This window comes from Leifsonia sp. Root112D2 (assembly GCF_001424905.1).
In the GTDB taxonomy this organism is placed as follows: domain Bacteria; phylum Actinomycetota; class Actinomycetes; order Actinomycetales; family Microbacteriaceae; genus Root112D2.
In genome coordinates, this window is the sequence record NZ_LMCU01000001.1 from 1,417,727 (window position 1) to 1,429,369 (window position 11,643).

The 11,643-nt window shown below is 60.5% G+C and carries 9 protein-coding genes; 6 read left to right on the forward strand and 3 right to left on the reverse strand.

The window, feature by feature from the left end; translation table 11 throughout:
- Window positions 1-50: 50 nt before the first annotated feature.
- Window positions 51-1,286, reverse strand: a complete 1,236-nt coding sequence (locus ASC63_RS06540; RefSeq protein WP_055810977.1) for an alkaline phosphatase family protein — start codon at window positions 1,284-1,286, stop codon at window positions 51-53.
- A gap of 791 nt (window positions 1,287-2,077) precedes the next feature.
- Between ASC63_RS06540 and ASC63_RS06545 the strand changes: the two genes are divergently transcribed.
- Complete coding sequence (locus ASC63_RS06545) at window positions 2,078-4,375, forward strand: right-handed parallel beta-helix repeat-containing protein (protein ID WP_055810980.1); 2,298 nt, start codon at window positions 2,078-2,080, stop codon at window positions 4,373-4,375.
- Between the two features lie 60 nt (window positions 4,376-4,435).
- Here ASC63_RS06545 and cysC read toward each other — a convergent pair whose 3' ends face one another.
- Window positions 4,436-5,653, reverse strand: coding sequence for an adenylyl-sulfate kinase (gene cysC / locus ASC63_RS06550; protein ID WP_055810983.1), 1,218 nt, complete (start codon window positions 5,651-5,653; stop codon window positions 4,436-4,438).
- 5 nt (window positions 5,654-5,658) lie between these two features.
- Window positions 5,659-6,636, reverse strand: a complete 978-nt coding sequence (locus ASC63_RS06555) for a sulfite exporter TauE/SafE family protein (RefSeq protein WP_055810985.1) — start codon at window positions 6,634-6,636, stop codon at window positions 5,659-5,661.
- 219 nt (window positions 6,637-6,855) lie between these two features.
- Here ASC63_RS06555 and ASC63_RS06560 point away from each other — a divergent pair, with 219 nt between their 5' ends.
- From ASC63_RS06560 to ASC63_RS06580, 5 genes are all read left to right on the forward strand, one after another.
- Complete coding sequence (locus ASC63_RS06560; protein ID WP_055810988.1) at window positions 6,856-7,611, forward strand: 3'(2'),5'-bisphosphate nucleotidase CysQ; 756 nt, start codon at window positions 6,856-6,858, stop codon at window positions 7,609-7,611.
- Complete coding sequence (gene cysD / locus ASC63_RS06565) at window positions 7,608-8,528, forward strand: sulfate adenylyltransferase subunit CysD (protein ID WP_055810991.1); 921 nt, start codon at window positions 7,608-7,610, stop codon at window positions 8,526-8,528. Before ASC63_RS06560 ends, cysD begins: the two co-directional genes overlap by 4 nt.
- Window positions 8,528-9,772, forward strand: a complete 1,245-nt coding sequence (gene cysN / locus ASC63_RS06570) for a sulfate adenylyltransferase subunit CysN (RefSeq protein WP_055810993.1) — start codon at window positions 8,528-8,530, stop codon at window positions 9,770-9,772. Before cysD ends, cysN begins: the two co-directional genes overlap by 1 nt.
- 107 nt (window positions 9,773-9,879) lie before the next feature.
- Complete coding sequence (locus ASC63_RS06575; RefSeq protein ID WP_162242880.1) at window positions 9,880-10,725, forward strand: sulfotransferase domain-containing protein; 846 nt, start codon at window positions 9,880-9,882, stop codon at window positions 10,723-10,725.
- A gap of 110 nt (window positions 10,726-10,835) precedes the next feature.
- Entirely contained in the window at window positions 10,836-11,636 is an 801-nt protein-coding gene (locus ASC63_RS06580; RefSeq protein WP_162242881.1) for a phosphotransferase, read from the forward strand.
- The last annotated feature ends 7 nt before the right edge of the window (window positions 11,637-11,643 follow it).

Here is an 11,643-nt window from a genome sequence, read left to right on the forward strand (position 1 = left end):
GATCTCGCCAGAATCAGGCTTGGGCGAGCACCGGTCACCGATCCTACTTTTCATGGCGCGATATTGAATGGGTTTGGATTCGTCGCGGTCCCGGTCAGGATGTTTGGTGTCGAAGAGTCTGCTGCGTGCCCGAGCAACGCAGGAAGCTTTAGGACACGCTCCATAGCTGCGAGAAGGCCGAACTGGTTCATATAACTCGGGTAGGTGTAGTGCGGTACATACCGGCCCACGATCCAACTTGGAATCTGGCAGGACGTGGCAAGCGGGCTGACGTTCGGATCTGCGCAGTTCTGGCCGACCTTGTCGTCACCTTTGAGCGTCCCACTCTTCGCTCCCTCATCGAAGGTGACGACGACGATAAGGTTCCCCCGCTGATAGTCAGGGCCTGAACGGATCATTGACATGACCGCTGAGAGGTACCGGTCGATGTTGTTAATTCGACTTGTACCGCCCGCAACGGTGATGCCGTTTTCTGTCACCGGGTCATGACCGTTTTCAATGTCGTTGGGTTGCAGGTAGGTGAAAGACGGCAGCGTGCCCCCCTTCACGGCGTCGTAGAGTGCACCGTTCCTTTTCTTCCAGTCACCCGCGGGAACGTCGTTCTGGTCGCAATTAATTCCGTCGAAGAAGACTGCGGGATTGTGCCGAGCAACGTACAGACGATGCTTGGCGGTTGAAGTGATCGCGTAAACATGAGCGTCGTTCTTATCGCACGCGGTCGGCATGTCGTCAGCGAACGTGCGCCACCCTGCAGCCCCATAGGTCTTTTCGATTTGTGAAAACAGTGATGGAATCGTGGCCGCGAAATGGCCGCCGCCGTATTTGCAGGAGGACTCAGCGCTGTCGGGCGGGCAATCGGAGAGTGTGAATTTGGCGAGTGCGTCACTGCCTGAATCACTGGTGGGGTTGAGTCCCGCGGTCAGGGCGATGTAGTTGCCTTCGGAACCGTGTGTGGTGCTGTGCATGACCCCCTTCGCGAAATGGCCGCACTGGGCGGTGAGAGTGTTGTTCGCGAAGGGAGCGTCGGCGGAGCCATCGAGCGTCGACGCTGACTCGTTCTCGAGTACGATCAGCACGACTTTCTGCGGGGCCGATATCGTTTGGTGTACACCCGCACCCTGGCAGTAGGCGGAGTTCGACAGATCGGCAGGAGAGTGCGTCACCGGCGGCGCGGAATTCAGCGAGGCGAGCCCGACTCCCACTATGACGATAGTCGCGACGGCGACGGCGACAACGACGATCGCGAGCGGCCTTCGGGAACCAGCCGAGTTTGATTCTCCTGTCATGGTTCAATGGTGCCGCAAGAAAGGCGCCCACACGGTATATTGAAGAATCCTCAGTAATGTCCCAGCCTTGGCGTGATTCTCGGCGACGCGAACCTCGGAACCGAATTCGAGCCGAGCGCCGTCTTCGGAGAGCGGACTTGCTGAAAGAACGCCGTGAATCTTGATTCCACAAATATCCGATGCGGTCGAGATCAGGCGGCTTCCCCGCGAGCCTGCGGCCGCGAGCGGCCGTTCGCAGCAATATAGGGGCATGCACTCCTCCTGGGCCGGCGCCTCCTCTCTGCTGGCGCCTTCCCAATTGTGGGTTAAGCGTGCGCTTGCGTGGGGGTGCAATAGCCGGTACGCTCTGCCCCCAAGCGGCTCGACGCCGGCAAATCGGCCTGTTACTGTGCCAGAGATACCCCCCAAATGGCGGTCAACGAGCCGCTGAACCCTCACCAGTATTGGAATCTCGTCGTATGGTCATGAAGACCAATAAGCACGTCGCAAAGCCAGCGCGAACTCGTCGGCTATTCACGCTCCTTTCATGGAGTCTGGCTGTCGCTGTCGTGACCTCGTCGATTGGACTTGGAATTGGTGCGATCAGCGCAACCGCAGTGCCGAGCATCTGGGTCACAGGAAAGCAGATCGTATCCGACAACTTCAATCGAACGAGTCATTCTGGATGGGGATCCGCACAGCTCGGTGGCGTATATAGCTCCAGCAGCGCGGCTGCATTCTCTGCGACGGGGTCATCCGGTTTGATCGCGTTGCCCGTCCCGGGAAGGTCGGGAACGGCGACGCTGCGGTCGGTGTCGTCCCGTGACAGTGACGCATCACTTGTCGTGATCGTGCCGAGCCTTCCGAAGTCAGGCAAAGGTGTCTACGCCGGCCTGCAGCTCCGTTCCGCCGCCGGCTCGTACTATCAGGCACAGTTGCGCATCGGGTCAGACAGGACCGCCTCACTCGCGCTTTTGCGCGTAAACGGGTCGACCGTCTCCCAAGTCGCCCTCGTGGGCGAAAAGGTGATTGCACGCAACCTTGTGGCAGGTTCGCGCATCAATCTCGAGTTCCAGACGACTGGCTCTACCCCCGTTGCGCTGGCAGCTCGAGCGTGGCTGGCCGGCGTTCCGAAGCCCGGCTGGCAGGCGATGACCAAGGATGCGACCTCCAAGCGCTTGCAAAATTCAGGTGCGTTCGGTGTGTGGTCGTATCTGTCGCGAACCACCTCCAAGCAGCCTGTCGCCTTTGACAACCTTGCGGTTTACACGATGACGACAGCCCTCACGTCGATTCCATCCACGCCCACCCCGACACCGCCGTTGGTTGTTGCACAAACCCCTCCTACGCCGAATCCCAGCAGGACGCCGACTACACCGACGGTTCCCGCACCGGGGCAAACGGCAGGCGGCGGCGGCCAGGATGCGTCGGTCGACATGACGGGAACCCGGCGCGCGACCGGGGCGGCAGCCATTGGCAGCACCCGGTATCCGGTACCCGCCGATGCCATTGTTGTTGCTCCCGCCGGTTCGGATTCAGCGCAAGGCACACTCAAGGCTCCGTATTCGACTGTTCAGCATGCCGTTGACGCGGCTCGGTCAGGCGCGACAATCGTGCTCCGTGCTGGCAGTTATCACGAGTCAGTGACGATTCCGGCAAGCAAGCGATTGACGATCCAGTCGTATCCAGGCGAAGCCGTCTGGTTTGACGGCAGTGTTCCTGTAACCAACTGGCAGCAGTCAGGCTCGGCCTGGACCGCGAGCGGGTGGAACCATATTTTCGATTCGAGCGCGACCTACACGCGCGGTGCTCCGGATGCCTCTGCGGCTGGGTGGACTTGGTTGAATCCCTCGTATCCGATGGCGGCACACCCCGACCAAGTGTGGGTCGGTGGCGTCGCGCAGGCCCAAGTGGCCAGCCGTACCCAGCTCGCTCCCGGTCGCTTTTACTACGACACTGCGGCACGAACGCTCTATCTGGGCACGGATCCGCGCGGCGGTAACGTTCGCGCCAGCGATCTGCAGAAGGCGATGACCATTCAGGGCAGCGGTACGGTGCTCCGTGGGTTTGGCGTGCATCGCTACGCTCCATCTGTTCCGGACATGGGCTCGGTTACCTCGTACGGCGGTGGGTGCACCTTCGAAAACATGGCGTTCAATGACAACGCGACCACGGGCCTCTCGGTTGGCGGTGTCGGCGTGACGCTCAGAAATGTGACCGCGGCTCGCAATGGGTTGCTGGGAATTCACGGCAACCAGGCGGACTCGCTCAAGGCGACCGGGCTGCTGGCCTCCGGCAACAACGCCGAGCACTTCAATACCTCCCCGGTTTCTGGGGGTATGAAGGTGACGCGTTCGCGCGGGGTCCAAGTGACAGACAGCGCATTCGTTCGGAACCTCGGGCCCGGCCTGTGGATGGACGAATCCGTCTATAACATGACCATCGCGAACAACGATGTAGTCGGCAATGCTTCGCACGGGATTGCGATTGAGATTTCAGCGAAGGTCATACTCGCGAACAATCTTGTGACAGGTAACCGCGGCGACGGGTTCAAAGTGAATGACACGAGCGATGTGTCGATCTGGAACAACACTCTGACCGACAATGTTCGCAACCTCGATGTCGTGCAAGATCTGCGCCGTGCCAGCGATCGATCGGTTCCAGGTCACGACCCACGTCAGGCCTTCCCCGATCCGACCATGACATGGGTGCTCAAGTCGATCACAATCCATAACAACGTCATCTCTGGCGGGAGTGGCAACTGCCTCCTCTGCATCGAGGACTACTCCCATCAGTATTCTGCGGCCCAGATGCAGGTCAGTTCTGACGGGAATATCTATCAGAGACCGTCGGCAAATGCACCGACTTGGTTGGTCGTCTGGTCGCAGAGCGCGGGAAATCCGTCGGTCTATAACAGCCTCAGTCAGTTCACGGCGGCTACCGGGCAGGAATCCCACAGTCGTGCATTCGACTCGGCCAACGCAGTGAAGGCCACCGTGTTGACGCCGCAGGCGAGCGCTTTCGTTTCGGCAGTCGCCCTACCCTTGCCCGCGAATGTTGCCGGATTAGTCGGGCAGAGCGCGGGTACGCGACACCTTGGCACGTGGTGACGGTTCCTCGCCGTCGTGCAGAAAATGCCTGTGGGTCGGATGCGCTTTCATACGGAGCGACTAAATGACGGACGCTATCGCGTCGACACACTCCTGAAGAGTCATGGTGCTGGTGTCGATGACGAGGTCGGGGTCGGTGGGGGCCTCATAGGGCGAGTCAATGCCCGTGAAGTCGGTGATCTGCCCGGCCCGCGCCCGTGCATACAGTCCTTTTCGGTCGCGAGCTTCGCAGACGACCAATGGGGTTGCAACGTATACCAGCACGAATCTGGAGGCGCCTTCGGCCATCGCCCGCATCTCCGAGCGAGTTCGTTCGAACGGTGCAATAGGTGCACATATGGCCAAGCCGCCAACGGACGCGATCTTGGCGGCAACCCAGCCGATCCGGCGAAGGTTCGATTCGCGGTCTTCGGCGGAGAAGCCGAGTCCGGCGGAGAGGACGCGGCGCACATCGTCTCCATCAAGCAAAACAGGACGATGGTCACCGCTGGATACGAAGCGTTCCAGGAGACCACGCGCAACCGTCGACTTTCCCGATCCGGAGAGCCCGGTCAGTAGCACGACACAGCCAGCGACCGTCCGCAGGGAACTCGCAACCGGTACGGATCCGTGGTCGGGCGAAGAGAAGTCGAGCACGCGTCGCGGTCGCAAGCCCGAAAGGATGTAGTTGATGAGCATCGTGCGTTGCATCCCCGGATACAATGCCGAGGCTAGGAGTACGCGAACCGAAGATTCTGGAGTTTCCTCCGCACAACGGTGGAGGATCTCGAGAGTCCGCATAATCTCGTAGTCATCCTGACTGCGATCCCAGGCCACCGCGAGGAAGATCAGCGGATCATCACCGGCTTGAGTTATGGCGCGGGCGATGTGCGCCGGATCGGGGCCCCCGGTGAAGACGGCCACTGTGCTGCCCTGAAGGTCCTCATCTGATGTCAGCCGAAAGGGACGCGCCGGTGGATGCTCTGCGCGACGCAGCGGGGAAAGTGTCCCCGCCAAATTCGTGGTGCCGCAGCCCGAGGAAGCCGCGCTCACCTTCAGTTGGGCCAGGGGCGTGCCGTCCGGATCTGTCAGGATCACTGACGTCGCTTCTTTGGCGGCATCGAAATCTACCGCCGTGACATCGATGGTTGCCTCGAAGGGCCACGAGGTGGGCTTTTCACCTGGCAGGCAATAGCCATCGATCGGGGCGACGAGGCCGCCGAGAATCAGTTCCAGCGCATCGAGCTTCGCGCCATCCAAAGCGATGATCGGTTCGTTCAACAGGAAGCTGCCTTTCATTTCAGTCACTGTTCCGGCGGCGGGTGGACGGAGTCCTGTGGGCCCTCAGCAGACTTGCGCTTTCGGTATTCGCGTACCTCCACCGAGGCCAATGCCGGCAGCCCGTTGCGGCGACGGATCTGCATCCAGATGACCGGTGCCGCCACCAAGATAACGATCAACGTGACAGCGGTGGAAACGTTATCGATGCCGAGCATTTTCAAGCCTGAGGCCAAAAGCACGAAAGCAAGCGCGCGCCGCACGAATCCACCGGAAAGACGCGCGGATAGCTGCGCCCCGATGAACGCACCGGGGATACTTCCGATGAGGAGAGGAAGGGTCAGTCCGAGATCCAAGTCGCCGAAGAGAGTGTGTCCGATCGCGGCCGAGGCGACAAGGGGGACTGCCTGCACGAGATCGGTTCCGACGAGTTGACTGGCTCTCAACCCTGAGTACAGGATCATTAGTCCGATGATGATCAGCGAACCGGAGCCGACGGATGTCATTCCAACTATCAGTCCGCCAGCGGCGCCGAGGAGAATCGTCGGCATCGGCCGCACGACGACCTCCGGTCGGTTCTGAGGCAGACTCTCGCCAAGCCCGTCCCGGGACCGCGCTCTCTCGACGAGCCTGATGTAGGCACGCACCGTCAGCAAGGCAGCAGACAGCAGGAGCGCGGCGCCCAGAGCGTACTTGATGATGCTCTGCACCGCATCACCGTTGCCGAGCAGTTTGAGCACAAGAACACCGCAGAATGCCGCAGGCACCGACCCGATGCACAGGTAGCCGACAAGCTTGAGGTTCACTGTCTTGCGGCGAAGGTGCACGATCGATCCGACGGGTTTCATGATAGCGCTCGCGACGAGATCGCTGGACACGGCTGTCAGTGGCGGGATGCCGAAAACGAGGACCAGCATAGGTGTCATCAGCGCACCACCGCCCATCCCGGTGAGGCCGACAACAATTCCGATGCCGAAGGCTCCGAAAATCAACGGCAGATCCATGCGCTGATTGTCGCACACGTTCAGCGTGGGAGAATGGCATTACTGAGAATTATTCAGGTAAAGTCGCCTGCCCCGCACTGGGGATTTCATTCAATCGCCGGAGTATGGGATCATAAGTGATTATTGCTCAGTTAAACCGTTGCGATCAGTTGGCTGAGATATAGAAGGGTAGCGCCGATCCGCTGCCTTTCCTCAAGAGACACCACGTCTGGGGTTGGTATGCCGTCGAATGTTGAATACGCCGCCGATCTGGCTCTCGGGGCGGGACGCTTGCTGCGTACCCTGCAGCGCTCCGCCGGCGTCGCCCAGCTCGGCACCGAGGCTTTGCGAAAGCGCGGTGATCGTGCTTCGCAGGAGTACCTTATGGGTCGGCTCGAGAGCGAGCGTTCCTCCGATAGCGTGCTCTCGGAGGAGGCACCCGATTCCTCATCGAGGCTATCGGCTCACCGCGTGTGGATTATCGATCCCCTGGACGGCACGCGCGAGTTTGCCGAAGGCAGAGACGACTGGGCGGTGCATGTCGCGTTGTGGGAGGACGGAGAACTCGTGGCGGGCGCGGTGGCTCTCCCGGGCATCGACGAGATCTTGACGTCCGCTGACGTGCCGCGGATCGTGTCTCGGCCGCCGCGAATCAGACTCGCGGTTTCGCGGAGCAGGCCTCCCGCACTGGTTGGGTATCTCGCCGAAGTACTTGATGCAGAGCTCGTGCCGTTGGGTTCTGCGGGCTACAAGACTGCCGCCGTCGTGCGCGGCGAGGCTGACGCTTACGTTCACGCCGGCGGCCAGTACGAGTGGGATTCCGCTGCTCCTGTCGCGGTCGCGCGCCAGGCGAATCTCTTTACGAGCAGGATCGACGGGAGTCGGCCGGTATACAACCAACCCGATGTCTACCTCCCCGATTTGGTGGTCTGCGATCCCACCATTTCCGAGCTGGTCTTGGGTACGCTCAGTGCATATCGAGGGGAAATCGAGTGACCGAAGAAAAAGACGGCTCCCGCTACGGCTTGAGCCAACTGGATTACATCGAATCTGAGGCCATCTTTATCATTCGGGAAGTCGCCGCGGAGAGCGAACATCCGGCCATGCTCTTTTCCGGCGGCAAGGATTCACTCGTCATGCTTCATTTGGCGATGAAGGCGTTTGCGCCTGGTCCAATTCCGTTTCCCGTTGTGCACATCGACACGGGGCACAATTTCGGCGAAGTGCTTGAGTTCAGGGATCGACGCGTGGCGGAGTTGGGCGTGCGTCTTGTGATCGGCTCCGTACAGGACGCAATCGATTCGGGGAGAGTGCGAGAGGACCCAAGCGGTTCGCGAAACCGCATCCAGACCCCGGTGCTCCTACACACCGCTGAAGTGCATGGCTTCACTGCACTGATGGGCGGCGCACGCCGAGATGAAGAAAAGGCGAGGGCGAAGGAGCGCGTGTTCTCCTTTCGTGACGAGTTCGGACAGTGGGATCCCAAGAATCAGCGACCGGAATTGTGGTCGTTGTACAACGGCAGGATCGGAATCGGAGAGAGCATCCGAGTCTTCCCTCTCTCCAACTGGACCGAGCTGGACGTCTGGGAATACATCGCTAGAGAACGTGTCGAGGTTCCCGCGCTCTACTATGCGCGCAAGAGGCAGGTCTTCATGCGCAACTCGATGATCTTCGCGGTCAACGAGCACTGCCAGCCCGCCGAAGGGGAGGAGATCTTCGAGGCAACGGTTCGATATCGCACCGTTGGTGATGCGACGCTGACGGCCGCGGTCGCGTCCGAAGCCGATACTCCTGAAAAGGTGATAACCGAAGTGGCGGCGACCCGCATTACGGAACGCGGCGCGACCAGGGGTGACGATCGCGTGAGCGAGGCGGCAATGGAAGATCGGAAGAAGGAAGGGTACTTCTAATGGACATCCTCCGATTTGCCACTGCCGGCTCGGTCGATGACGGCAAGAGCACCCTCATCGGCCGCTTGCTCTACGACTCTAAGTCCGTCTTCACCGACCAAATGGATGCTGTCGAGCGTACGAGTCGGGAACGAGGAGATCTTTATACCGACCTGGCGCTACTGACTGATGGGCTGCGCGCCGAACGTGAACAGGGCATCACCATCGATGTCGCCTATCGTTATTTCGCCACGCCACGGCGCAAGTTCATCATCGCGGACACCCCGGGCCACATTCAGTACACCCGCAACATGGTGACCGGCTCCTCGACCGCAGATTTGGCCGTTGTGCTTGTCGACGCCCGAAAGGGTCTTCTGGAACAGAGTCGACGCCACGCGACCATCGTCTCGTTGTTGCGCGTTCCTCACCTCGTGCTGGCGGTGAACAAGATGGACCTAGTCGATTGGTCCGAGGAGGTCTTTGAGGAGATTCGCGCGGAATTCCTAGATTTTGCAGCGCGGCTGGACTTCACGGACGTGTCGATCATTCCGCTTTCTGCATTGTCCGGGGATAACGTTGTGCACCGCTCTGCGAACATGCCTTGGTACGAGGGCGCCTCGCTCCTACATCATCTGGAGAACGTCTATATCGCCAGCGACCGAAATCTTGTCGACGTTCGGTTTCCCGTCCAGTATGTTATTCGCCCGCAGAATGGTCGGGGCGACTATCGGGCATTCGCTGGACAGATCGCGGGTGGTGTACTCAAGCCCGGTGACGATGTCGTGGTGCTGCCGAGCGGTATGCCTACAAAGATCAAATCGATCGATACGGCGGATGGTGAGGTTGCCGAGGCATATTCGCCGATGTCGGTGACGATCCGGCTCGAGGACGAGGTGGATGTCTCGCGGGGCGACATGATTGCCCGACCTCACAATCAGCCGAGCATGGTTCAGGACATTGATGCCATGATCTGTTGGATGGATGAGACGGCGTTGCGGGTAGGGCAGAAGTACGCCATCAAGCACACGACGCGCACCGTGCGGGCTCTCATAAAGGAGATCCAATACGAGTTGGACATCAATTCGCTTCACCGCACGCAGCAGGTGGAATCGCTTGAGCTCAATGCCATCGGGCGGGTGAGATTGCGGACGATGCAGCCGCTGCTGGTCGACTCCTATCGACGTAACCGGCAAACCGGTGCCTTCATCATCATCGATGAGGTCACGAACCGCACTGTCGGCGCTGGCGTAATCAACGAGAATTAGGCGTTGCCCGGGGTCGGGAGAAGGGAATGCGTGTGGCGACGATGGAGAAGACGCGACGCGAGGGGGCTTCGAGTATGGCCACAAGCGTGAAGAGGGCTGGGAGCCAGGTGTTCCGCATCATGGGCTCGATGACGGCGAGCGTTCGGCCGCTGCCGGACTTCCTCCTGATCGGCACCAAGCGAGGCGGTACCACCTCGTTGTACTACGACATCTTGAAGTTGCCCAACATCCTCACGCTGTTTCCTTCCGCTCGACACCTTCCGAAGGCGAACGAGACGAAGGGGATCCACTATTTCGACACGAACTACTGGCGGGGTGAGCGGTGGTATCGCTCACACCTACCATCGAAGTGGGCGAGGCAGCGTGCAGAGCAAGCGCATGGCGGTCGGGTCGTCGTTGGCGAGGCCTCTCCCTACTATCTCTTTCACCCCCTCGCGGCTGAGCGGGCGGTGCGGTTAGTCCCGGACGCGAAACTTATCCTGCTCCTTCGCGATCCGGTGATGCGCACCTACTCACACTGGAAGGAACGTCGACGCAACAATGCCGAGCCTCTCGAGTTCCGTGCGGCTATCGAGGCTGAAGAGGCTCGGCTGGCTGGCGAGGCGGCGAAGCTAAAGGCGGATCCGACCTATTACAGCTACGCGCACGAGCAGCAGTCCTACGTGGCGCAGAGCAGGTACATTGATGCGCTGATGCCCTGGGTGGAGCGTTTCGGGCTCGACAAGATTCTGGTGCTCGCGAGTGAGGAGTATTACGCCGATCCCTCCTCGATCGCCCAGCAGATCGCCACCTTCGTTGGCATCGACTACGTGCCTGTTGAGCTCGGAGAACATCGCAACGCCGCAGCCGGGGAAGCACTCGACGGGGAGACGCAGGCGTATCTCCAGACTCTGTTCGCGGAAGACAATGCGCGCCTTGAGGCTCTGATCGGGCGCTCCTTGCCCTGGACATGATCCAGCCTTTCTCTCGAGATAGCATCCGCTTCCCGCAGGGAGGTCACATTTGGGTGCCGCGAAGTGGCGCGAGGGCAGCTGCAGCCGGGATGTCCATGTATTCGCCATGTGTGCGCCCCGTTGTCATCGCGCAGAGGCTGCTCTACATTGCCGTGCGAGTTCTTGGGCCTGGAGTCCTTCCTGGTAGACGCGATGCGTGGAAAGATCCGGTCGAGACAGAGATATGGAACTCATTCAACGCTCAGTGGCAGGAGCTGTGCGGCATCTGGGACAGCGCTGCGCTCTACCAGCGGCCGCAGAGCGGCCGCAGCGGCTTCGCGCTGCTTCTGTTGCGCGAAGGGCGTGGTGTCGGATTCATTCGCGTGACCGCCTCACGCTTGCGTGCTGAGAAGGAATTCTCGGTGATGAGAGCTGTGCACGCTGCGCGGCCGGAAACATTCTCGATCGCACGGCCGCTCGGCCACGGTCATGGCGGTGAGTGGGCATGGCTGGCGACCGAGTCGGTACCCAATTACCCGCTCGGAGCCGTTCGCCGCAGCACGACCCGGGAAAAGGTGACGGCAGAGATTTCGACGGTGCTGGATGAGGTGCTGCAGCGTGGATCTGAAACACCCCGGCACTGGCAGGGAAGCCACGGGGACCTTGCACCATGGAACTTGCGAACTGAATGGGGCGGGGCTGTGCGTGTGATCGATTGGGAAGACGCGGCATTTGCGCCGCCGGGCGTCGATTTGCTGTATGGAGCGCTGACGGCGCATCTGACGTTCGGCGCTCGATTACCGACGGCCACGAATATAGAAGCTGCTCAATGGGTCGCCGAACTCGTCTCAACGCGCCGTACCGTGGACGAGGGTATGGGGTCAGTTAACAACCGGTTGCTTGCGGCGCTTGAGTGCGTTCCGGCTCACTGAGCGATCA

Excerpts from the sequence above, each read along its gene's own strand:
- ASC63_RS06555 (WP_055810985.1), bottom strand. The coding sequence starts at position 6,636 with ATGGATCTGCCGTTGATTTTCGGAGCCTTCGGCATCGGAATTGTTGTC.
- cysC (WP_055810983.1), bottom strand. The coding sequence starts at position 5,653 with ATGAAAGGCAGCTTCCTGTTGAACGAACCGATCATCGCTTTGGATGGC.
- cysN (WP_055810993.1), top strand. The coding sequence starts at position 8,528 with ATGGACATCCTCCGATTTGCCACTGCCGGCTCGGTCGATGACGGCAAG.
- ASC63_RS06540 (WP_055810977.1), bottom strand. The coding sequence starts at position 1,286 with ATGACAGGAGAATCAAACTCGGCTGGTTCCCGAAGGCCGCTCGCGATC.
- ASC63_RS06560 (WP_055810988.1), top strand. The coding sequence starts at position 6,856 with ATGCCGTCGAATGTTGAATACGCCGCCGATCTGGCTCTCGGGGCGGGA.